Source organism: Klebsiella sp. RHBSTW-00215 (assembly GCF_014103785.1).
Taxonomy (GTDB): Bacteria; Pseudomonadota; Gammaproteobacteria; order Enterobacterales; family Enterobacteriaceae; genus Klebsiella.
Window position 1 is genome coordinate 3874551 of sequence record NZ_JABXQS010000001.1, and the last position, 23274, is coordinate 3897824.

Here is a 23274-nt window from a genome sequence, read left to right on the forward strand (position 1 = left end):
GTCTTATGCAACAGCTTGATGAACGACTAAAAGAGCAGTACGCGTCTTTATCGCCCCAGGAGCAGCGGGTGGCGGATTTTATTTTCGATCATTTTGATGACCTGATTAGTTACAACAGCGCAGAGCTGGCACAGCTTAGCGGCGTATCGAAGGCCACGGTCAGCCGTCTGTTCAAGCGTCTGGGCTATGAGAAATATAAAGATATGCGCGATGAGCTGCGCACGCTGCGCCAGAGCGGCATGCCGCTGACCGACAACCGCGATGCGGTGCAGGGCAATACGCTGCTGGCGCGCCATTATAAACAGGAGATGGCGAACCTGACCCAGTGGGTCAACGCGCTGGATGTGCAGCAGTTCGCCGAGGCGATTCAGGCGCTGGTTGCCGCCCGGCGTATTGTTATTGTCGGCATGCGCAATGCTTATCCTGCGGCGCTGCACCTGCGCCAGCAGCTATTACAGGCGCGTGGGCAGGTGCAAATATTGCCGCAGCCGGGGCAAAGCTTAAGCGAAGAGCTGGTGGATTTAACCGCCGAGGATCTGGTGGTGGTGATGGCGTTTCGCCGCCGCCCGCGAATCATTCGCCCACTGTTGCAGCAGCTACAGAGCAGCGGGATCCCGGTTCTGCTGATGTGCGAGCCGCAGGCTCATGGCCTGTTTCCGCTCGCGCGCTGGCAGCTCTGCGCGCCGCTGGATAGCGTATCGGCCTACGACAGCTACGCCTCGGTCAACAGCCTGATCAATCTGCTGGCGAACGCTTTCCTGCATGAAATCCTCGATAAAGGGCGTCCGCGCATTCACGACATAGCGACCCTTTACCAACAACTGGACGAACTTGAACAACGATAATGGGGCGCCAGCGTGGTGCTTTGCATAGTTTCGGTGCACTAAAATAACGAGGAGACGCACCTCCGTTTCCTCTTAATTCATCTCTTTCTCTTTTATTCCCTGCGGTTAACTGAATTTTGGTGAATAGCTTAACGCTGAGATTTATCTGGCACATTAGTTGCAAAAGTGACTTTAAAGAATCTTTTGTTTCATGCTAACGTAACGGGTAAACATCATGAAGAAACTGTTGATCGCACTGGCCGGGGCCGCTTGTCTGTTAACCAACCTGTCGGCGGCGAAGGCTGACCAGCTCCAGGATATTGAAAAACGCGGCGTTATCCGCATTGCGGTGCCGCAGGATTTCCCGCCGTTTGGCTCGGTGGGTACCGACCTTCAGCCGCAGGGCTACGACATCGACATGGCGCGCTACCTCGCCAAAGAGATGAAACTCAAATTGCAGCTGGTGCCGGTCACCAGCGCCAACCGCGTACCTTATCTGCAAACCGATAAGGTGGATCTGGTGATTTCCAGCCTCGGTAAAAACGCCGAACGCGAGAAGGTGATTGATTTTAGCCGCGCCTACGCGCCGTTCTTCCTCGGCGTGTTTGGCCCAAAAGGCGCTGAGCTGAAAGACCCGGCGGCGCTGAGCGGGAAAAGCGTTGGCGTGACCCGCGGCGCGGTGGAAGACATGGTGCTGACCAGCGTAGCGCCGAAAGAGGCGCAGATTAAGCGCTACGAAGATAACAACACCACGCTGTCGGCGTATCTTTCCGGCCAGGTGCAGTATGTGGCGACCGGCAACCTGGTGGTGGCGGCTATCTCGCGGCAGAACGCGGATAAAGCGCCGGTGCCGAGCTTTATGCTGAAAGATTCGCCGTGCTTTATCGGGCTGAAAAAGAATGAACCGGCGCTGAAAGCGAAAGTGGATGCGCTGATTGAGCAAGGCGTCAAAGACGGCACGCTGAACGATTTGTCTGAAAAGTGGCTGAAAGCGCCGCTGCCTGCCAACCTTGGCGCGTAAGGCCCGGGCATGACGGAGCAACTTCATTTTTCTGAGCTCTGGCCGCACTGGCCGGAGCTGCTGGCGGGGCTGTGGGTGACCATTCAGCTGACGGTGCTGGCGACCATCGGCGGCCTGACGATAGGCATTTTGGGCGCGGCTATCCGCAGCGGGCGCACCTCGTGGTTCAGCCGAATTTGGGGCGGGTATGTCGAACTGATTCGCAACACGCCGTTTGTGGTTCAGCTATTTTTTATCGTCTTCGGCTTACCGAATCTGGGGCTAAAGATGACGGCGGGCGAGGCCGCGCTGCTGGCGATGGTGGTGAACCTCGGGGCCTACAGTACCGAGATCGTGCGCGCCGGAATTCAGGTGACGCCGAAAGGGCAGTGGGAGGCAGGGCGCGTGCTGGGATTGACCCGAACGCAGACCTTTATTCAGGTGATTTTGCCGCCCGCGCTACAGCGTATTTATCCGGCGCTGGTTAGCCAGTGCATTATCGTGATGCTCGGTTCATCGGTGGTGTCGCAGGTCTCTTATGAAGAGCTGACCTTCGCCGCCAACCTGATTCAGTCGCGCACCTTCCTCAGCTTTGAGGTGTATCTGGTGACGACGGGCATTTATTTAGTGCTGTCGATAACGATGCGCCAGTTGCTGATGGCGACAGGGCGTAAATGGCTGGGGGTGCAGGCATGATGACCACCTTTACCGATTGGGATATTGTCCGCAATCTGCTGCTCGCCGGGCGCTGGACGGTGCTGCTGTCGCTGGTGGCGTTTATCGGCGGTGCGCTGGTCACTCTGCCGTTATTGCTGCTGCGTATGACCGGTGGACGCCAGGTCAAACGTCTGATCCGCGGCTATATCGAGCTGTTTCAGGGAACGCCGCTGCTGATGCAGCTGTTTCTGGCTTTTTTCGGCGTGGCGCTGTTCGGCATTGACGTTTCGGCATGGACCGCGGCGTCGCTGGCGCTAACGTTTTACACCAGCGCCTTTTTGCTCGATATCTGGTTTGGCAGCATTCGCGCTCTACCAAAAGGGCAGTGGGAAGCTTCGCGCTGTCTGGGGTTGAGCTTTGGTCAGACTCTATTTCGGGTGGTAGCCCCGCAGGCGCTGCGGATCGCTATCGCCCCGACGGTGGGTTTTGCCGTCCAGGTGATTAAGGGCACGGCGCTGGCGTCGATTATCGGCTTCGTCGAGCTGACGAAAGCGGGAACGATGCTGACCAACGTGACGTATCAGCCGTTTAAAGTCTTTGCGCTGGTGGCGCTGGGCTACTTCATTCTGTGTTACCCGCTGTCCCGCTACAGCCGTTATCTGGAGAACAAATTCAATGCCTCTCATCACCATTAATCAGATGCAGAAGTATTACGGCGATAACCACGTGCTCAAGGGTGTCGATCTGGATATCGATATGGGCGAAGTTATCTCGATTATCGGCCGCAGCGGGTCCGGCAAAAGCACGCTGCTGCGTTGCATTAATGGTCTTGAAGGCTATCAGGACGGCAGCATTAAGCTCGGCGGGATGACCATTACCGACCGCGATTCCCAGGCGCGGGAAATCAGCCGTTCTATCGGCATGGTGTTCCAGAACTTTAACCTGTTCCCGCATATGACGGCGCTGGAAAACGTTATGCTGGCACCGCGCCGGGTACTGAAAAAGAGCGCCGCCGAGTGCCGCGAACTGGCCCAGCGGATGCTGGAGAAAGTCGGGCTTGGCGACCGGCTTGATTACTACCCGTCCAGTCTTTCCGGCGGCCAGCAGCAGCGCGTGGCGATTGCCCGGGCGCTGGCGATGTCGCCAAAAGTTTTACTCTGTGACGAGATAACCTCGGCGCTGGACCCGGAGCTGGTTGGCGAAGTGCTCAAAGTGCTGGAGCAGCTGGCAGCGGAGGGAATGACGCTGATTCTCGTGACCCATGAAATGAATTTTGCCCGCGAAGTGGGCGACCGCGTAGTGTTTATGCATCAGGGACGGGTCTGGGAGCAGGGCGACAGCAAAACGCTGTTTGCCAACCCGCAGACCAGCGAGCTGAAGCAGTTTATTTCATCCGTGCGCGGCCTCAATCAATAAGGACTTAAAGATGGATATCACTCAGTTTTCGCAAATCAACCCGCCGTCGCGCCTGCTGATGGGGCCTGGCCCGATTAACGCCGACCCGCGCGTGCTGCGCGCCATGTCGAGCCAGCTTATTGGCCAGTATGACCCGGCGATGACCCACTATATGAATGAGGTCATGGCGCTGTACCGTGGCGTATTTCGGACCGAAAACCGCTGGACGATGCTGGTGGACGGAACCTCTCGGGCGGGGATTGAGGCGATTCTGATTTCGGCTATTCGTCCCGGCGACAAGGTACTGGTGCCGGTATTTGGTCGCTTTGGTCATCTGCTGTGTGAAATCGCCCGCCGCTGCCGGGCGGAAGTACACACCATTGAAGTGCCGTGGGGTGAGGTGTTTACCCCGGATCAGGTTGAAGATGCCATCAAACGCGTGCGCCCGCGTCTGCTGCTAACGGTACAGGGCGATACCTCCACCACCATGCTGCAGCCGCTGGCGGAGCTGGGGGAAATCTGCCGCCGCTACGACGTGCTGTTTTACACCGACGCCACCGCCTCGCTGGGCGGTAACCCGCTGGAAACCGATGCCTGGCAGCTGGATGCGGTGTCGGCGGGGATGCAAAAATGCCTCGGCGGCCCGTCCGGCACCTCGCCGGTGACGCTCAGCGCGCGCATGGAAGAGGCCATTCGCCGCCGTAAATGCGTGGAAGAGGGGATCCGTACCGATGCCCATCGCGACGGTGACGAAGAGATGATCTACTCCAACTACTTCGACCTTGGCATGGTTATGGATTACTGGGGGCCGGAGCGCCTGAACCACCATACCGAAGCCACTTCGGCGCTGTTTGCTGCCCGCGAATGCGCGCGTCTGATCCTGCAGGAAGGTCTGGATAACGGTATCGCCCGCCATAAATTGCACGGTGACGCGCTGGTAAAAGGCATCCAGGCGATGGGGCTGGAGACCTTCGGCGATCTGAAACATAAGATGAACAACGTGCTGGGGGTGGTGATCCCGCAGGGGATCAACGGCGACCAGGCGCGCAAGCTGATGCTGGAAGATTTCGGCATTGAAATCGGTACCTCGTTTGGCCCGCTGCACGGCAAAGTGTGGCGTATCGGCACCATGGGCTACAACGCGCGTAAGGATTGCGTGATGACCACCCTCAGCGCGCTGGAGTCGGTGCTCAACTATCTCAAATTCTCGACCACTCAGGGCGCAGCGATGCAGGCGGCGTGGGATCACTATCGCAGCGAGAGCGCGCAATGAGTCAAACAACACGCCAGCAGGCGGAGATGCAGCAGGCCGCAGCGCGGGTCATGGCCCGTGCCGATGAGCTGGCCGCAATCAGCGAAACGCCGGAGGGATTGACCCGGGTTTATTTGTCGCCCCAGCATCTGCAGGCCAACCAGCAGGCGGCGCTATGGATGACCCAGGCCGGAATGACCGTCTGGCAGGACAGCGTCGGCAATATTTGCGGGCGCTACGAAGGGGAACAGGAAGGCGCGCCGGCTATCCTGCTGGGGTCGCACCTTGATACCGTGCGCAATGCCGGGCGCTACGATGGCATGCTCGGCGTACTGACGGCGATTGAGGTGGTGCACAGCTTGCACCGGCAGGGGCGGCGGCTGAAAAAGGCTATCGAGATTGTCGGTTTTTGCGATGAAGAGGGGACGCGGTTTGGCATTACGCTGCTTGGCAGCCGCGGGCTGACCGGTACCTGGCCTGAGAGCTGGCTGGCGCAGACCGATGCCGATGGCGTCAGCGTGGCGCAAGCGATGGTGCTGGCCGGGCTGGATCCGGCGCGTATTCACCTTGCTGCCCGCAGCCAGGAGGAGATTGCCGCCTATCTGGAGTTGCATATCGAGCAGGGGCCGTGTCTGGAGCAGGAAGGTCTGGCGCTGGGCGTGGTGGAGGCTATCAACGGCGCACGCCGCCTGAACTGCTGCTTTACCGGCGAGGCAGGGCACGCCGGGACGGTGCCGATGAGTCATCGCAAAGATGCGCTGGCCGCCGCCGCCGAGTGGATGGTGCTGGTCGAGACCCTGACCCGCGAGCAGGGTGGGAATCTGGTTGCTACGGTAGGGACGCTGCGCTGCGCCCCTGGCGCGGTTAACGTGATCCCCGGCGAAGTGACGCTGACCCTCGATATTCGCGGGCCGAACGACCAGCCGCTCGATGCGCTGTTGAGCAGGCTACTCGCGAGTGCGCAGGAAATTGCCGCTCGTCGCCAGCTGCAATTCAGCGCCGAAGAGTTTTACCGCATTGCCGCCACCGCCTGCGATAGCGAATTGCAGCGGGTATTAAGCGAGGCGGTGCAGGAGGTGCAGGGGCGTTCAGTTAGCCTGCCGAGCGGCGCCGGGCATGATGCCATCGCTATCGCCGAACGCTGGCCGTCAGCGATGCTGTTTGTGCGCTGCAAAGGCGGCATCAGCCACCACCCCGCCGAGTCGGTTACCGCCGACGATGTGGCGCTGGCGATAGACGCATACTCGCGCGCGGTGTTGAAGCTGTAAACGGATCCCGGAGGCGATGCTGCGCATCTGTCTGGGCTACTCGATCGCAGACGGTTATAAACCTGTAGCCCGGTTAAGCGCAGCGCGAGCCGGGGATAGCTTCAGCGCTGCGTCTCCCTCCTGTGCTCTTGCAATTAAGACACTCGCAGCCATCTGACCGATCACTCTTTGGTTTTGAAAGGGGCCTGATGCAATAACAATCTCAAATTAAATGTTTGATAGGGTGAATCTCAGATGCCCTCCTGCAAACATCACTTCGATAATAATTTCATATAATCCCAACCCACCAAACCTGGAAACCACCTCCCACAGTCCAAAAAAGTCCTCCCCAACCCGCACCGATAGCTAAATCCCTATCAGGAGAACCCTATACCATCCGCGGCACTGACTTCGTCGCCATGGACTGGTAGTACGTTGGAAAAATTCCGCGGGGTCAGTCCACTCTCTCTTTCGCTGATATCCCCCATTTACGGGCAATGCGCCTTTAAAGTTCGCTCGAACACCGTTGGCTGGTATGCTTAACACATGGTAAGCCACGTTGTTGAGAGACCTACCCATGCCTGAACGCGAAAAAAATATCAATATTCAACCACTCTCCGCTATTTCCCGAACGCATTTTCTTCCCGCACTGCTGACGATCGTTGCCGTATCCGGCCTGTGTGCATTTGTATCGCCGCCGCTGGGGCCCTGGAGCGTGATTTTGTCTAACCCTGGAATGTATATCGACCTCCTGGCGCTGCTTTTTCTGCTGTTTATATTGTGGAGTTCAACCAAAGTACGCATGAACCACGTGGCGGTTAACTGGGTACGCTACGGACTGCTGCTGTGGATTGCCGGGGGAACGTTTGACCTGATGGACGAAATCTTCCGCCAGCCGCGCTGGATGGGCTACTACTGTGAAGACCTCTTGCGCCTGTCCGGGATGCTGCTGACCGCTATCGGGATCTACAAAATCATCGAGCGTATTAATCTTCTGTACGTCGATGCGCGTTCTCAATCGCTGAAGGATGAGCTGACCCAGTTGCCAAACCGCCGCTTCTTTATCGACACCATCCGTGAGAAAGAGGGGCATCCGCTGGCGTTAATGATTGTCGATATCGATTTCTTTAAGAAAATCAATGACACCTACGGCCATCTGGTGGGCGATGAAGTATTGTTTGCCCTCGGTAAGCAGCTGGCGAAGCTCACCAGCGATAAGGTGTTGCCATCGAGGATCGGCGGAGAAGAGTTCGCCATTATTGTTGATGGCCTGTCGGCGCAGGAAGTTGATGAACTGGCGCAGTCAATTTTGCAAAATGCCCGCGCAATCCTGATTAATCACGATAATCCGCTGTCGATCAGCATTGGCGTGGGCCTGCGCAAACAGGATGAACCGCAGAATGAGTTTATTAAAAAGGTCGATGACGCGCTCTACAAGGCGAAAAATAGCGGTCGCGGGCGCGTGGAGTGGGCCGCATAGCGCGGCCTGAGTTATCCCTGCTGCGCGCTGCGGCAGTGACGGCGATATTCGGAAGGCGAGCGCTCGGTATAGCGTTTAAACACCCGGCAGAAATAGTTGCTGTCGACGAATCCGCAGTTATGGGCGATCTCTTTTACTTTCAGATCGTAGCCGCGCAGCAGCTTTTTCGCTTTCTCCAGGCGCACGCTGGTGAGGAATTCGTTGAAGCCGACGGAACCTGATTTCTGGAAAATATGCGAAAGATAGTTAGGCGTGATATGAAAGCGTTTCGCTACCGACTCGCGGGTCAGGGGTTGGCTGAGATGCTCTTCCAGATAATCCTGCACTGCCATAAACAGATCGCGGCTACGGCTGACCCGCATCTCCAGGCCAACCAGTTGCTCAAGGCAGTGGCTCAAGAGCGCAGAGACCACCAGCCTGGCGGTCACCGGGTCAGGCTGTAAGCAGATTTCATTAAGCGACAGTAGCAGGTAGGAGCCCACGCGTGGCCCGAGGCGAGCGACGTTCTGCTTTTCCGTTCGCAGCTGTTTGCCATCCCAGTATTGAACGCAAAACCCGAGCTTCTGGCGGCCAAACAGGATGCTTAGCGTTGATGCCGGTCCGGTCCATTCCGGCTGGGTCCATTTCCCCGCCTGGACGTAAAGCACCTGCGAGGTGGATAGCATCGTCTCCGACAGCGGCAAGCCATTTTCCTTCAGTTCACCCTCCAGCACGATTTCCAGCCGCGGAAAAGGCACTTTAAACGCCAGCGCAGGCTCGGAGATATCCGGCTCGGGAAACCTGACGTGCAGATTATCCTTCTGATTTACTAAGCGATTTAAAATGTCTGCCAGATCGTCAATCATCCCGTGGACCTTAGAATAGAGCTATTATCCTGTTGATTATAATCTATTTTATCAGCAGTGATTTGTCCTGTATCAGACTACCCCGGTATTGACCGCCCTGGCGAGTCTCAGGTCGTGACTGGATTTTGATAGCCATCACACTTTTCCCTACCGCGTACGCTTGTCCAGTTTTTCGTAGTTTTGGCCTCATGTATTCCCGGTCGGCACAGATTAGAGTTTGTTTTGTGTTATCGATAAGTTAAGGAATATAAATATGGAACAACAATCTGCGGTTTATCTGGAAGCGCTGGGGGCGAACGTTGCGCTGACCCCGGAAATGAAACAGGAACTGGATACCCTGGGCTACACCGTCGTGCATAACGTGGCGGACCCGGAGTGGCTGGAGGCAATGCGTACGCTTATCGATGCTATCGTCGAGAAAGAGGGTGATAACCTCGCGATTGAGCACCATCAGGAGGCGACGGCAACGCGGATTGCCAATCTGATTAATAAAGGAGTGGTTTGGGAGAAAGTCTGGTCCCATCCGCTGGTCCTTTCTGCCTGTCAGTATATTTTTCAGGGCGATTTTAAAGTCTCCAGCCTGAACGCGCGGGAAGCGCTGTTTAACGGTGGCCATCAGCCGCTGCATGCGGACTGGAAAAAGCCGCGTCCGGATTTCCCGAAAGTGCATCTGGTTAATGCTATCTGGGCTATTGATGATCTAAGTGCGGAAAACGGCGCACCGCGCATTATTCCTGGAACGCACCACCGACCTGAGCTGCCGGAAGAGGTATTGGATAATCCAGAGCTGACGCATCCTGATGAGGTGGTGTTTGCCGCGCCAGCGGGTAGCGTAATGATTTACAACGCCCATGCCTGGCACGGCGGGACGCGCAACCGTATCGGCAGCAGAAGGCGCGTATTGCACAGTTTGTATATCGACCGCGAAGATACCGCACAGCAGGATCAGCAGCGTTGGCTGACGCCGGAAACCGCCAGCCGCCTGACGCCTGCGCAGAAATGGCTGCTGGGTGTGGAGTAAATCTGAAGTTGTTGAGCACGTTGTTCCCGGAGGCGGTGCTGTGCACCTGTCCGGGCTACAGAATCGCTGAGCACCGATAGCCCGGACTGGCGCGTTAAGCGCCGCCTCCGGGATTTGCCTCACTCAAGGGATCTCAATATAGACCACCGGCTTTTTCATAATGCATTTCACCGCCTCGACAATCTGCTGCGGCTGCAACAAGAAGGTTTTGATGCTGGTCTTAATGGTGCGGATGCCGCTAAAGCGTTTGGCATCGTCAATCTCAATATCCGTCACCAGCAGAACGACATCGACATGGGCAATATCGTCCGCCGTGATTTTGTTCTCAACCCCCAACGCTCCTTGCGTTTCAATTTTGATATTCCATTTCTCATGGTGGCCGACCTTTTCCAGGCGCTCGGCTGCCATATAAGTGTGAGCGACACCGCTTACGCAGGCCGTTACGGCAACGATATTGAAATCCATAGCATCCTCCAGGCGTTATCCGCCGATGGTCACGCTAAAACCAGCCTGTTCAGCCAGCGTCTTGAATGGTTGAATCTCAGATTCTTCAGGTGCTTTAATCATCGACATCGACCATGTTTTTCCCAGTAAGTGATATTTTGGTTCGCCGTATTGATGGAACGGTAGAAGATGAATTTCGGGCAGCTTAAACGGGGCCAAAAACGCCAGGATCTGGCGGAAATTCTCTTCATCAAGCGTAAAACCCGGAATTAACGGCACCCGAGGAATGATGTGAATATTGGCTTCCACCAGGCGGGTGAAGTTATCCAGCACCCGTGGCATATTCATCAATAGCTGCCCTCGGGCCTGCGCTTCATCCATAATTTTAAGATCAAATAAGACTTCATCACACTCTTTCGCCAGCGGGAAAAAACGGCTGAACGCGGTATCGCCAGCCGTTTCAATCGCGGTTCTGATCCCCCACTCGCGTAAACGGCGCAGAAGACGAGTGGCAAACTCGGCCTGCATCAGCACTTCGCCTCCCGATAGGGTGACGCCGCCGCCGGAGGCGCGGAAGAAGACCTCGTCTTTTAGCACTTCCTTCAGCAGATTATCCAGCGTGACGTCGCGACCAATTTGCTCCCATGCGCCGGAAGGGCACTCGACAACATCCTGCTGGCAGCGGGAACAGTGCAGGCATTTGCTCTCCCGGCGTACGGTCTGGATTTTCGGCGAGATCGACTCCGGGTTGGCGCACCACGGACAAGTATGCGGGCAGCCTTTAAAAAAAACGACGGTGCGGATCCCCTGACCGTCATTCAAAGAGTAGCGCTGGATGTTAAAAATGCGCGCCTTATCGGCGCGCGTTTCCATCACCTCACAGCTGATGCGCGGTGCGGCGGATAATGTCATCCTGAATCTCCTGCGACAGCTCGACAAAGAAGGCGCTGTAGCCCGCGACGCGTACCACCAGACCGGCAAAATCCTGCGGTCGCTGCTGGGCTTCGCGCAGCGTGTCGGCGTTGACCACGTTGAACTGAATATGCTGCAGCTTCAGCTTGGTGAACGCTTGTAAAAAATCGGCCAGCTTGTTCAGGCCACTGTCTCCGGCAAGCGTCGCCGGGGTGAATTTGACGTTCAGCAGCGTGCCGTTGGACAGCAGATAGTTATCCAGCTTGCTCACCGATTTGAGCACTGCGGTCGGGCCCTGAGAATCCTGGCCGACCATCGGCGACAGCCCGCCGTCCGCCAGCTGTTCCCCGGCCAGACGCCCGTCCGGGGTCGCGCCAACCACTGAACCCAGCGGCACGTGGGCGGATACGGTATATGAACCCGGCGTGAAGTGGCCGCCGCGCGGGTTCTGATACTGCTCAACTTCTTTGCAGTAGAAGCGCAGCAGGTCGGCGCTGATGTTATCCACTTCGTCGATATCGTTGCCGTATTTCTCAAAGCGGTTGATCAGACGTGCGCGGATTTTCTCGCCTTCCGGCGTCTGGAAGTTGGCTTTTAGCACCGCCATAAGCTCGGCAAAGCTTAGGCGTTTTTGCTCAAACACCATCCCTTTTAGCGCGTGCAGCGAGTCGCTGAGGTTGGCGATGCCGATGCCCTGGACTCCGGAGAAGTTATAGCGCGCGCCGCCTTCGGTAATATCTTTGCCATGCTGCACGCAATCTTCAATAAAAGAAGAGAGCAGGGGAACCGGTGCCCAGTCGCGGTGGCCAATATCGCAAATATTGCTGCCCTCGACCATCAGACGAATGTAGTAGCGTGTCTTGTCGCGGATCTGGTCAATCAGTCCGTCCCAGGTGATGTCTGGATTGCTTTCGTTCTCCAGCATCACGATTTCCATCACCTTCAGCAGGTTGAACATCGCGATATCGTGCAGGCCGTAGGTGCGCCCCGGGATCGACAGCTCAACGCAGCCGACTACCGAGTAATCCCGCGCGTCTTCCAGCGACACGCCGCGGTTGAGAAACGCCGGGATCACCACTTCATCATTAAAGATTTGCGGAATGCCGGTGCCGAGGCGAATGGTCTCTGCGGTTTTGCGCAGGAAAGGGCGGTCAATCAATTCATTGACCCGCACGCCGAGGTTCGGCTGCGGCAGGCGCACGTTCTGATAGGCGTCGAGGGACAAAAACGACAGAATATTCACCGCGCTGCGCCCGGTCTCGGTCAGGCCGCCGAGCAGGGCCGTGTAGCCGGTCGGGAAGCCCGCGAAGTAGCGTGCGCTGCTGGTGGAGCGCAGCAGAACGATATCGTTGCACTTCACCCACAGCGATTCCAGCAGCTCTTTGAGGAACTGCGGGTCCTGGCCGCGATTCAGCGACGCCTGATAATACGGCAGCATGTACTGGTCAAAGCGCCCCAGCGAAATGGAGCTGGCGTTGGATTCATATTGCAAAATGATATTCATATACCAGAAGAGCTGGCTGGCCTGCCAGAAATCCTCCGGGCGATGCACCGCGTTATGGCGGGAAATTTCGGCGATAGTTTCCAGCTCTTTACGCCGCTGTTCATCAACGCAGCTGGCGGCCATTTCATCGGCCAGCGCCGCATAGCGCAGAATATGGCGCTGAGAGGCTTCCAGCAGGATCAGCACCGCCTGATAGAAGCTGTTTTGCGGATGTTGTTTGTTTACCGCTTTAAGCTCCGCCACCAGCGCGGAAAGGCCATTTTCCAGCAGGCGAGGGTAGTCAATAATGATGTGCCCCTGGCCCTTATCGGTCTGGTTAACGCTAAAAATCTGCGTGCTGACGGCGGTTTTCACTTCATCCGTCATCTGGCTGTTGATGAAGTCCTTCATCGAGCGATTTTCCCAGTACGGGAACAGCTCTTCACGATAGATACGTTTGTCTTCTTCGCTAATGTTGAAGCGGTCCTGCGGGCGGGTCGGGAATTGATCCAGCTCTTTGAGCAGCCAGTAGGGGTCCATCTCCGGGGAGACAATCCCGGCGCGCGGTTTAATCGTCCGGTTACCGGCGATCAGTTCATCATCACGAATCGAAATCTGTACGTGGTCGAGGACCCATTCGGTCGCTTTCGCCCGGCGGATCATCACCGGCTCCCCCTCCGTCTGCTTATGGCTGGCGGTATAGAGCAGGGCGCGCTCGAGGGAGATCTCGCGCGGGTTAGCGAACAAACGGTCTTTTAAACGTTGAGTGCGATTGGTCATGATAAACTCCATGTTATTTTGCGGGGCGCAGACCGCGCCCCGCGATTTTATTCAGGCATTCTGAGAAAGGTGGCTGTCGATTTTGTTCATAATGGCTTCGGCGCGCTTAACGGCGTCGCTGATGTTGACGCGCACGATGGTTTTCCCGGCAAAACGCTCTTCGAACTTGATGCCGATATCTTTGGTCAGGATAACCATGTCGGCGCTGGCGACGTCTTCTGCCGTCAGTTCATTCTCAATGCCGATGGAGCCCTGAGTCTCGACTTTGACCTGCCAGCCCTTGGCTTTAGCTGCGCTTTCCAGCGACTCGGCGGCCATATAGGTATGTGCGACGCCAGACGGGCAAGCGGTAACGGCGATAATTTTGGTCATAAAATATTCCTTCCAGTTTTTCAGTTAATTTCGAAATCAAGATCCATCTCGTCATCAGCATTGGCGTCTGACGTCTTCTTCTTGGCAAGGGCTTTGAACAGGATGACGCAGGCTGCGCTAACGATGGCGCCAACCGCGAGACCCGCGATAAAGCCGAATTTACCTTCAACGACCGGCAGAACGATCAGTCCACCCCAACCGGCGTAGCACTGCGCGCCGAGCAGCGCGGCGGTCACACAGCCGGCGGCGGCGCCAATCATGTTGGCCGGGATCACGCGCAGCGGGTCGGCGGCGGCGAAAGGAATCGCGCCTTCGGTGACGCCAACGCATCCCATGACCAGCGCAGCTTTACCGGTTTCGCGCTCTTCAGCGGAGAAGTATTTACGGCCAATCAGCGTTGCCAGCCCCATGCCCAGCGGCGGTACGGCGATGCCAACGGCGGCAATCGCGACGACGCTGTAAACACCTTGCGAAACGCAAATCAACATAAAGGCGTAGGCAACTTTGTTTACTGGCCCGCCCATATCGAAAGCCAGCATCAGGCCCATAATGATCGCCAGCACGACGATGCTGCCTTCGCGCATCCCTTGCAGCCAGCCGGTTAAGCTGGCGGTCAGCGCGCCGATTGGTTCACCGAGGCCCCACATCATGATCCCGGCGGTAATAAAGGTGCCGATAATCGGGATAACAAAGATAGGCATCACCGAGCGCAGGACTTTGTGCACCGGGATTTTCTTCAGGTAGTAGACCACCAGGCCGCCGATCATCCCGGCAATCAGCGCGCCGAAGAAACCGGCGCCAAAGCTGTTGCCAACCCAGGCACCAATCGCGCAGGGGGCCAGCGCCGCGCGGTCGGCAATGGAGTAGCCGATATAGGCCGCCAGGAACGGCACCATTAACGTCAGACCGGCCACGCCGATATCAAACAGTTTTTTCAGATTAGGATCGGTGGCAACATCGGGCACCGCGCCCTTGCCGTACAACATGACGGAGACGGCCAGCAATATTCCTCCGGACACGACAAAGGGGATCATATGTGAAACCCCGGTCATGAGGTGCTGGCGTGTATTTTTTAGTATTTGCACCAGTTCGTTCATTGTTTTCTCCTGAGCCTGTGCGGCTCGTGACTGAGTTGATGCATCAACCTTAGAAAAAGGGCGGCTTATAAAACAGTAGAGAAAAAGTGCATTTACTGGATATTTGTAAGGCGAAAAGAAAATTGCGATCCACCTCAAATCTTAGTCCTGTGGGGTTTTTAAGCTATTTGGCTGGCGTATTTGTGATGTCGAGCATAAAAAAGATCCGTGCATACAAATATCCAGTAATTACCAGTTTTGTCGCGTAGTGGCTGGCGGATTCTTTCTTTACTTTTGAGGCAATAACGTATTTTCAGGAGGAAGGCGATGGCTCTGGTAATTGAATTCATATGTGATTTGCCCAACGGCGTACATGCGCGTCCGGCAAGCCTGGTAGAAACGCTGTGTAATACTTTTTCGTCTTCGGTCGAATGGTTGAATACCCGCAGCGAAGGGCGCGGGAATGCGAAAAGTGCGCTGGCGATTATTGGTACCAACACCATTAAGGGTGATAGCTGTCAGCTGATCATCAGCGGTCAGGATGAGCAGCAAGCGTTTGACGCGCTGTCGGCCTTTATCACCGACGAATTTCCGCACTGCGATGCGCCGTTGCCGACCGTCGATCAAATGGACGTTCAGCCGGTTCCGGAATCACTCTCTCGTCTCAACCCCACCTTGTTTCATGCGTTGCCGGTTTGCGCCGGGAGCGCGGGCGGACGGCTCACGCATCTTAAATCGCTGGATCTGCGCGATTTAGGCACGCTGCCGGCGGCGGGAAATATTGAACAAGAGCAGGCGTCGCTGGATAAAGGGTTGATGCTGCTGGTGAAAAATATTGAGTTCCGTCTGCTGGATAACGACGGCACCGCCAGCGCGATCCTTGAAGCGCATCGTTCTTTAGCGACCGATGCCTCGCTGCGCCAGCATCTGCTTGGCGGCCTGCTGACCGGCCTGAGCTGTGCTGAAGCCGTGGTGGCGACCAGCGAACATTTCTGCGCCCAGTTCAGCGCCTCCGGCAATAGCTATTTGCAGGAGCGCGTGCTGGACGTTCGCGACGTCTGCTTCCAGCTGCTACAGCATATCTACGGCGAATCTCGCTTCCCGGTGCCGGGCAAGCTGACGGAAGAGTCTATCTGTCTGGCTGATGAATTAACCCCCAGCCAGTTCCTCGAACTGGATAAAACGCTGCTCAAAGGGCTGCTGCTGCGCAGCGGTGGAACCACTTCGCACACGGTGATCCTCGCGCGCTCATTTAATATTCCGACCCTGGTGGGTGTCGATATGGATGCGCTGCTGCCGTGGGTTGATCAACAGGTGCAGATTGACGGCAACGCCGGTTTGGTGGTGGTGAAACCCGATGAAGCCGTAGCGCGCTACTATCAGCAGGAAGCGTGGGTGCAGGAGCAAATTCGCCGCCAGCAGCAGACCTGGCTGGATAAAGAAGGGCGCACGGAAGACGGTATTCGTCTGGAAGTGGCGGCGAACATTGCCCACTCGGTAGAGGCGATGTCGGCATTTAACAACGGCGCGCAGTCGGTAGGGCTGTTCCGCACCGAAATGCTCTATATGGACCGCCCGAGCGCGCCGTCGGAAAATGAACTTTACAACATCTTCTGCCAGGCGCTGGAACCGGCCAACGGACGCAGCATTATTATTCGCACCATGGATATTGGCGGCGACAAGCCGGTGGCCTATCTCAATATCCCGGCAGAGAACAACCCGTTCCTCGGCTATCGCGCGGTGCGTATTTACGAAGAGTATCAGGCGCTGTTCCGTACCCAGCTGCGGGCAATTCTGCGCGCTTCGGCGCACGGTTCGCTGAAAATCATGATCCCGATGATTTCATCAATGGAAGAGATTCTATGGGTCAAAGAGCAGCTGGCGGATGCTAAACAATCGCTGCGCAGCGAACATATTCCGTTTGATGAGAAAATCCCGCTGGGCATTATGCTCGAAGTACCTTCGGTGATGTTTATTATCGACCAGTGCTGCGAAGAGATTGATTTCTTTAGTATCGGCAGTAACGACCTGACCCAGTATCTGCTGGCGGTGGATCGCGATAACGCTAAGGTAACGCGTCACTACAATAGCCTCAATCCGGCATTCTTACGCGCGCTGGATTATGCGGTTCAGGCGGTGCATCGCCAGGGGAAATGGATTGGCCTGTGCGGCGAACTGGGAGCTAAAGGCTCGGTGCTGCCGCTGCTGGTAGGGCTGGGGCTGGATGAGCTAAGCATGAGCGCGCCGTCGATTCCGGCGACCAAAGCGCGTCTGGCGCAGCTTGATAGCCGCGCCTGCCGTCAGCTGCTTAATCAGGCGATGCAGTGCCGCACTTCACTTGAAGTCGAGCATCTGCTGGCCCAGTTCCGCATGACCCAGCAGGACGCGCCGCTGATTAGTGCCCAGTGCATTACGCTGAACAGCGACTGGCGTAGCAAAGAAGAAGTGATTAAGGGCATGACCGATAACCTGCTGCTGGCTGGGCGCTGCCGCTACCCGCGCAAGCTGGAGGCCGACCTGTGGGCCCGCGAAGCAGTGTTCTCTACCGGGTTAGGGTTTAGCTTCGCCATTCCGCACAGCAAATCGGAGCATATTGAGCAGTCAACCATCAGCGTCGCTCGTCTGGCGCAGCCGGTAGTCTGGGGCGACGATGAGGCGCAGTTTGTCATTATGCTCACGCTGAACAAGCACTCAGCTGGCGATCAGCATATGCGTATTTTCTCGCGTCTGGCGCGGCGCATTATGCATGAGGAGTTCCGCAAGGCGCTGGTGACAGCTGAGAGCAGCGAGGCGATTGCGACGCTGTTGCAGCACGAGCTGGAGCTGTAGTTCGGACTGGAAAATCTCCCCGGTGGCGCTGCGCTTACCGGGGCTACGGTTCGACATCGTCTGCGGTTTTGTAGCCCGGACAGGCGCGTCAAGGGCCGCCTCCGGGGAAAATCCCCGGTAGCGACAAATATCTTTCTGAAACAACAGAACTCGCAGCGATGCCCTGGCGCCCGCTGAAATCGGCGAACCGAAGGTCGGAAGACAAGGGCTGGCCGCCAGGGATGGCGGACAGAGGCGAATCGAGACAGTGATGTCGAGTTGAGCCGACCGCAGGCTGAGGACCGGGAGGTGAGCGCAGTGCGCAGCACCGATTTCTTTGCGGGACCGTGGGGATTGTAAAGGGGGAGACGGTTTTCTCCCCCTTTACCCGTTCACGTACCACGGTGAGACATTTTCTGCGGGATAGCGGTGAACGGAACCCCTGCACGCTTTCCCGGAGGCGGCGCGTTGCGCCTGTCCGGGCTACCATTCCCCGGAGGCGGCGCTGGCACGCCTGTCCGGGCTACTTTTATCCGGCAATGGCCTGACAAATCGCTTCGCCCACCTGCTGGGTGGAAGCGGTGCCTTTCATATCCGGCGTTTTCGGCCCGCTGGCGATGGTCTGCTCAATCGCCGCCAGAATGCCGTCATGAGCGGCCTGATAGCGTTCATCCCCGTTGCCGAGGAAATCGAGCATCATCGCCCCGGCCCAGATGGTAGCGATAGGGTTGGCGATATTTTTGCCGTAGATATCCGGCGCTGAACCGTGGACCGCCTCAAACAGCGACGGGAAGGTTCGATCCGGATTGAGATTCGCCGATGGGGCAATCCCGATGGTGCCGGTACAGGCCGGGCCGAGATCGGAGAGGATATCGCCGAACAGGTTTGAGCCGACGACCACGTCAAAACGCTCCGGCTGCAGCACAAAGCGGGCGCACAGAATATCAATATGCTGCTTATCCCACTTCACCTCCGGGTAGTGCTGCGCCATCGCCTCCACGCGTTCATCCCAGAAAGGCATACTGATGGCGAGGCCGTTGGATTTGGTTGCTGAAGTTAACGTTTTGCGCGGGCGGCTTTGCGCCAGCTCAAAGGCGTAGCGCAGGATCCGGTCCACGCCGCGGCGGGTAAACACCGACTCCTGAATCACCACTTCATGCTCGGTTCCCGGATTCACATGTCCGCCGAGGGCGGAATACTCGCCTTCGGTATTCTCGCGTACCACGTAAAAATCGATATCGCCCGGCTGCTTACCTGCCAGCGGGCAGGGAACGCCGGGAAACAGGCGCACCGGGCGCAGGTTGACGTACTGGTCAAATTCGCGGCGGAACTTCAGCAGCGAACCCCAAAGCGAAATGTGATCCGGCACGATATCCGGCCAGCCGACCGCGCCGAAGTAGATAGCATCAAACTCTTGCAACTGTGCGTGCCAGTCATCGGGCATCATTTTGCCGTGTTGCGCATAGTAATCGCAGCTGGCCCACTCAAAATGCTCAAAGCTTAACGCCATTCCCCAGCGTTCAGCGGCAGCCTGCAGTACGCGAACGCCCTCAGGCAGCACTTCTTTTCCGATGCCATCGCCGGGGATGGCGGCAATACGTAAGGTTTTATTCATCGTTGTTCTCAGTTTGCGGTAAGGGAAATTGACTTCACCTCTATCCTATAATTGACTGATTCATAATTAATCCCGTCAACTGGTGAAACATAAAACACGAATCATGAATAATCTGCCGCTGCTGAACGATTTACGCGTCTTTATGCTGGTCGCCCGCCGCGCCGGTTTTGCCGCCGCCGCTGAAGAACTGGGCGTTTCTCCGGCTTTTGTCAGCAAGCGGGTGTCGTTGCTTGAGCAGACGCTCAATGTCCAACTGCTGCACCGGACCACCCGGCGGGTCGCCATTACCGAGGAGGGCGAACGCATTTACGAATGGGGGCAGCGCATTTTGCAGGATGTCGACCAGATGATGGACGAGCTGTCCGATGTGCGGCAGGTGCCGCAGGGGACGCTGCGCATTATCAGCAGCTTCGGCTTTGGCCGTCAGGTTGTCGCCCCGGCGCTGTCCGAGCTGGCCCGCCGGTATCCGCAGCTGGAGATCCGTTTTGACGTCGCCGACCGGCTGGTGGATTTGGCCAACGAGGGAGTTGATCTGGATATTCGCGTCGGCGACGATATTGCCCCCAATCTGATTGCCCGTCAGCTTGCGACTAACCACCGTATTCTCTGCGCCTCGCCGGAATTTGTGGCTCGTCATTCGCGCCCAAAGCAGCTTAGCGATCTCGCCGCGCTGCCTTGCCTGGTGATTAAAGAGCGCGACCGGCCCTTTGGCGTCTGGCAACTGCACAGTAAAGAGGGCGAACACGCGATTAAAGTGACCGGGCCACTGTCGTCAAACCACGGCGAGATCGTTCATCAATGGTGCCTGGACGGGCAGGGGATCGCGCTGCGTTCCTGGTGGGACGTGCGTGAAAATATCGCCAGCGGCAATCTGCTGCACCTGCTGCCGGAGTACTATCAGCCCGCTAATATCTGGGCGGTCTATGTGTCGCGGCTGGCGACCTCAGCGAAGATTCGCACCACCGTAGAGTTTTTGCGTCACTACTTCCAGCAGCGCTTCCCTCAGCAGTACGTCGAGGTGAAATTGCCGACGGCGGGTGCCGTCGGCCGAGGGGATTAAACGCCGAGTCTGTCGCGCAGGCTGTAGTAGGCCGCGCCCATCGCGGTAAACGGAATGCGCAGGCTGCGCCCGCCGGGGAACGGGTAGTGCGGCAGCTTAGCGAAGGCGTCAAAGCGTTCGGCGTCGCCACGGAGCAGCTCTGAAATCAGTCTTCCGGCGAGGTGGGTACAGGTGACGCCGTGGCCGCTGTAGCCCTGCATATAGTAGATATTGTTATCGAGACGACCAAACTGCGGCATCCGCGAGAGGGTCAGCAGGAAGTTGCCGGTCCAGCGGTAGTCGATTTTCACCCCTTGCAGCTGTGGGAAGGTTTTCAGCAGCTTTGGCATTATCAGCCGCTCTACGTCGTCCGGGTCGCGTGCGCCGTACACCACGCCGCCGCCGTACAGCAGGCGGTTATCGGCGGTCAGACGATAGTAATCCAGCAGATAGTTACAATCTTCCACGCAGTAGTTTTTCGGGATCAACGAACGTGCCAGATCCTCAGACAGCGGTGCAGTAGTGACGATCTGGGTGCCGCATGGCATGCTGCGCTTCGCCAGCTCCGGTTCGACTTTATCGCCGAGATAGGCGTTACCGGCGACAATCACGTAGCGGGCGGTAACCTGACCGCGTTCGGTGGTCACCACCGCCGGGCTGGTGTGCTGAATACGGGTGACCGGCGATTGCTCGTAAACCCGACCGCCTTTCAGCCTAATCGCGTCCGCTTCGCCGATCGCCAGATTCAGCGGATGGATATGGCCGCCGCTATGGTCCAGCAGCGCGCCCGCGTAGCGATCGCTGTCTACTTCGCGACGAATAGCGCTGGCATCCAGCAGCTCCAGTTGCGTATTGCCGTAGCGCTCCCAGTTCTCTTTCTGCTCTTCGAGCGTCTCCAGCTGTTTATGATTCAGCGCGACAAACAGGCCGCCGGGGCGATAGTCGCACTGGATTTGATAGCGCTGGATGCGCTCGCGGATAATATCGCCGCCTTCAAACATCATGCTGCCGAGCATTTTCGCCGCGTCCGGGCCGTAGGTTTTCTCGATAACGTCGATATCGCGGCTGTAGGAGTTAACCAACTGACCGCCGTTGCGCCCGCTGGCGCCGAAGCCGATGCGCGCGCCTTCCAGCAGCACCACGTCGTAGCCCATTTCGGCTAAATGCAGCGCTGAGGAGAGTCCGGTATAGCCGCCGCCGACGACGCAGACGTCGCAGCTTATCGATTCGTCCAGCGTTGGAAACGGTTCATAGCGATTGGCGCTGGCGGCGTAATAGCTGGTGGTATGTTCGGTCATGATTAAGCCTCCAGGGCAATCCAGATAGTTTTCAGTTCGGTGAATTTTTCCATTGCGTGCAGAGATTTATCGCGTCCGTTGCCACTCTGTTTGTAGCCGCCAAAAGGCACGGTCATATCGCCATCGTTATAGTTATTCACGAAGACGGAGCCGGCTTTCAGGCGGCGGCTGACGCGATGGGCGCGGGAAAGATCGCGGGTCCAGACCGCTGCGCCGAGGCCGTAGCGGCTGTCGTTAGCAAGCTTCACGGCCTGCTCTTCGGTTTTAAAACGGGTCACCACCAGCACCGGGCCGAAGATCTCTTCCTGACTGAGAGGAGATGCGGGGTCGACGTCGACAAAAATGGTCGGGCCGACTGCTGCGGGCCATGGATTTTTGCGCCCGTCCAGCAGCAGCGTGCTGTGTGCTTCCCCGGCGCGAATAAAGCTGTGGACGCTGTCGGCGTGGCTGTTGTCGATAAGCATGCCCATAGTGGTATTCGGGTCGAGCGGGTTGCCCGGTTGCCAGCCTTTTGCCTGCTCTTTTAACAGCTCGAGAAACTTATCGGCGATGCTCTCTTCGAGTAGCAGGCGGGTTCCGGCAATACAGACCTGGCCCTGGTTATAGAAGATGCCGCCGGCGGTGGTATTGACCGCTTTTTGCAGGTCCGGACAGTCGGCAAAGACGATATTGGCGCTTTTGCCGCCCGCCTCCAGCCAGACGCGCTTCATATTGCTGTCGCCTGCATCTTTCAGCAACTGCTTGCCGGTGCGGGTAGAGCCGGTGAAGGTGATGACTTCAACATCCGGATGCAGCGCCAGCGCCTGACCAGCTTCATGGCCGAAACCGCTCACCACGTTGAGCACCCCGTCCGGCAGCCCGGCCTCTTTCGCCAGGCCCGCCAGACGCAGAGCGGTAAGCGGGGATTTTTCGGAAGGTTTGAGAACCACGCTGTTTCCGGCGGCCAGCGCCGGGCCAAGCTTCCAGCAGGCCAGCAGCAGCGGGAAGTTCCACGGTACTACCGCCGCAATCACGCCAATCGGTTCGCGAACGATCATCGCCAGTTCGTTGATACCGGTAGGCGCGACTTCGCCATACACTTTATCAATGGCTTCGGCGTACCAGCGAATCGCACGGGCGGCGCCGGGAATATCATCGCGCAGGCTGTGGCGAATCGGTTTGCCGGTATCCAGGGTTTCCAGCAGGGCTAGCTCTTCACGGTGAGCTTCCATTAGATCGGCGAATTTACTTAGCACTGCTTTGCGTTGAGAAGGGGATGCCTGCGACCAGTCGCCGTTCTCGAATACGCTGCGGGCGGCCTGCACCGCACGATCCACGTCGGCTTTTTTGCCGCGAGCCACTTCGGCGAGCGTCTGCTGCGCGGCAGGATCATTGGTTTCAAAAACGCTATTATCGGCGGCGGCGCTGTATTCACCGTTAATAAATAAGCGCGTCTCAATCACGAGCGTTTTTGCTTTTTCTTGCCAGTAAGCCAAGTTGTGAAAATCCATCATGACTCCTTAATAACGTAATCGGGAAAATATAAAATTTGATTATTTCTGACCCTCAGGGCGCAGGGCGTCCCCGGGATTGAGTACCGTTTAAATTGCCTATTAACAGGCATGAATTATCTGGGGCCAGCGGAATAAGTCTTTCCGCATTGCGCAAGGTGATCTGCGTTTTCTTCGCGCCGCCGGAATTAAGCTCCGACGGCGCAGGCCTGAAGAAAGCCTGAAAAATCTCAGGC

The 23274-nt window shown here is 57.2% G+C and carries 20 protein-coding genes; 11 read left to right on the forward strand and 9 right to left on the reverse strand.

Translation table 11 applies throughout. From position 1 onward, the window contains the following. Window positions 1-5: 5 nt before the first annotated feature. The 8 genes from hpxU to HV127_RS18380 all read left to right on the forward strand — a co-directional run bounded on the left by hpxU (window position 6) and on the right by HV127_RS18380 (window position 7855). A complete protein-coding gene (hpxU, locus tag HV127_RS18345) occupies window positions 6-845 on the forward strand; it encodes a MurR/RpiR family transcriptional regulator HpxU (protein ID WP_182237754.1) in 840 nt (279 codons plus the stop codon). A gap of 214 nt (window positions 846-1059) precedes the next feature. Beyond that, complete coding sequence (locus HV127_RS18350; protein ID WP_139541124.1) at window positions 1060-1845, forward strand: transporter substrate-binding domain-containing protein; 786 nt, start codon at window positions 1060-1062, stop codon at window positions 1843-1845. 9 nt (window positions 1846-1854) lie between these two features. Beyond that, window positions 1855-2520 carry an amino acid ABC transporter permease gene (locus HV127_RS18355; protein WP_182237756.1) on the forward strand — a complete coding sequence of 222 codons (666 nt, stop codon included), beginning with the start codon at window positions 1855-1857 and terminating at the stop codon, window positions 2518-2520. Beyond that, complete coding sequence (locus HV127_RS18360) at window positions 2520-3176, forward strand: amino acid ABC transporter permease (protein WP_180349658.1); 657 nt, start codon at window positions 2520-2522, stop codon at window positions 3174-3176. Before HV127_RS18355 ends, HV127_RS18360 begins: the two co-directional genes overlap by 1 nt. Next, complete coding sequence (locus HV127_RS18365; RefSeq protein WP_004100907.1) at window positions 3157-3897, forward strand: amino acid ABC transporter ATP-binding protein; 741 nt, start codon at window positions 3157-3159, stop codon at window positions 3895-3897. The genes HV127_RS18360 and HV127_RS18365 overlap by 20 nt, the downstream gene beginning before the upstream one ends. A gap of 10 nt (window positions 3898-3907) precedes the next feature. Then, window positions 3908-5149, forward strand: coding sequence for an alanine--glyoxylate aminotransferase family protein (locus HV127_RS18370; RefSeq protein WP_139541125.1), 1242 nt, complete (start codon window positions 3908-3910; stop codon window positions 5147-5149). Next, on the forward strand, window positions 5146-6396 hold the full coding sequence (hpxK, locus tag HV127_RS18375) for an allantoate amidohydrolase (protein WP_139541126.1): 1251 nt from the start codon (window positions 5146-5148) through the stop codon (window positions 6394-6396). The genes HV127_RS18370 and hpxK overlap by 4 nt, the downstream gene beginning before the upstream one ends. 556 nt (window positions 6397-6952) lie before the next feature. Then, window positions 6953-7855 carry a GGDEF domain-containing protein gene (locus HV127_RS18380; RefSeq protein ID WP_182237758.1) on the forward strand — a complete coding sequence of 301 codons (903 nt, stop codon included), beginning with the start codon at window positions 6953-6955 and terminating at the stop codon, window positions 7853-7855. An 11-nt stretch (window positions 7856-7866) separates the two neighbouring features. Here the strand turns inward: HV127_RS18380 and HV127_RS18385 are convergent, their stop codons facing one another. Then, window positions 7867-8700: an AraC family transcriptional regulator gene (locus HV127_RS18385; protein WP_182237760.1), complete on the reverse strand. Its 834-nt coding sequence runs from the start codon at window positions 8698-8700 to the stop codon at window positions 7867-7869. A 253-nt stretch (window positions 8701-8953) separates the two neighbouring features. Here HV127_RS18385 and HV127_RS18390 point away from each other — a divergent pair, with 253 nt between their 5' ends. Further along, window positions 8954-9721 carry a phytanoyl-CoA dioxygenase family protein gene (locus HV127_RS18390; RefSeq protein WP_182237762.1) on the forward strand — a complete coding sequence of 256 codons (768 nt, stop codon included), beginning with the start codon at window positions 8954-8956 and terminating at the stop codon, window positions 9719-9721. Between the two features lie 123 nt (window positions 9722-9844). Here HV127_RS18390 and HV127_RS18395 read toward each other — a convergent pair whose 3' ends face one another. The 5 genes from HV127_RS18395 to HV127_RS18415 are packed head-to-tail and all read right to left on the reverse strand — an operon-like array spanning window position 9845 to window position 14809. Beyond that, entirely contained in the window at window positions 9845-10186 is a 342-nt protein-coding gene (locus tag HV127_RS18395; protein WP_110277185.1) for a PTS fructose-like transporter subunit IIB, read from the reverse strand. A gap of 15 nt (window positions 10187-10201) precedes the next feature. Then, on the reverse strand, window positions 10202-11077 hold the full coding sequence (locus tag HV127_RS18400; protein ID WP_182237764.1) for a [formate-C-acetyltransferase]-activating enzyme: 876 nt from the start codon (window positions 11075-11077) through the stop codon (window positions 10202-10204). Further along, on the reverse strand, window positions 11043-13340 hold the full coding sequence (locus HV127_RS18405) for a formate C-acetyltransferase (RefSeq protein ID WP_182237766.1): 2298 nt from the start codon (window positions 13338-13340) through the stop codon (window positions 11043-11045). The genes HV127_RS18400 and HV127_RS18405 overlap by 35 nt, the downstream gene beginning before the upstream one ends. 51 nt (window positions 13341-13391) lie before the next feature. Further along, window positions 13392-13712, reverse strand: a complete 321-nt coding sequence (locus HV127_RS18410; protein ID WP_004100938.1) for a PTS fructose-like transporter subunit IIB — start codon at window positions 13710-13712, stop codon at window positions 13392-13394. Between the two features lie 20 nt (window positions 13713-13732). Continuing rightward, window positions 13733-14809 (reverse strand): PTS fructose transporter subunit EIIC, encoded by a 1077-nt coding sequence (locus HV127_RS18415; protein ID WP_182237768.1) that lies wholly within the window; start codon window positions 14807-14809, stop codon window positions 13733-13735. A gap of 306 nt (window positions 14810-15115) precedes the next feature. Between HV127_RS18415 and ptsP the strand changes: the two genes are divergently transcribed. Beyond that, entirely contained in the window at window positions 15116-17617 is a 2502-nt protein-coding gene (gene ptsP, locus HV127_RS18420) for a phosphoenolpyruvate--protein phosphotransferase (protein WP_182237770.1), read from the forward strand. 508 nt (window positions 17618-18125) lie between these two features. Here ptsP and HV127_RS18425 read toward each other — a convergent pair. Beyond that, window positions 18126-19211 (reverse strand): tartrate dehydrogenase, encoded by a 1086-nt coding sequence (locus HV127_RS18425; protein ID WP_182237772.1) that lies wholly within the window; start codon window positions 19209-19211, stop codon window positions 18126-18128. Window positions 19212-19293: 82 nt separating this feature from the next. On the opposite strand from HV127_RS18425, the gene HV127_RS18430 reads away from it, so the two are divergent. Then, the gene (locus tag HV127_RS18430) at window positions 19294-20271 is read left to right on the forward strand and encodes a LysR substrate-binding domain-containing protein (RefSeq protein ID WP_182237774.1); all 978 of its coding nucleotides are present in this window, start codon (window positions 19294-19296) and stop codon (window positions 20269-20271) included. Here HV127_RS18430 and HV127_RS18435 read toward each other — a convergent pair. Further along, window positions 20268-21548 carry an FAD-binding oxidoreductase gene (locus tag HV127_RS18435; RefSeq protein WP_182237776.1) on the reverse strand — a complete coding sequence of 427 codons (1281 nt, stop codon included), beginning with the start codon at window positions 21546-21548 and terminating at the stop codon, window positions 20268-20270. The genes HV127_RS18430 and HV127_RS18435 overlap by 4 nt on opposite strands. 2 nt (window positions 21549-21550) lie before the next feature. Continuing rightward, complete coding sequence (puuC, locus tag HV127_RS18440) at window positions 21551-23038, reverse strand: aldehyde dehydrogenase PuuC (RefSeq protein ID WP_182240725.1); 1488 nt, start codon at window positions 23036-23038, stop codon at window positions 21551-21553. Window positions 23039-23274 lie beyond the last annotated feature (236 nt).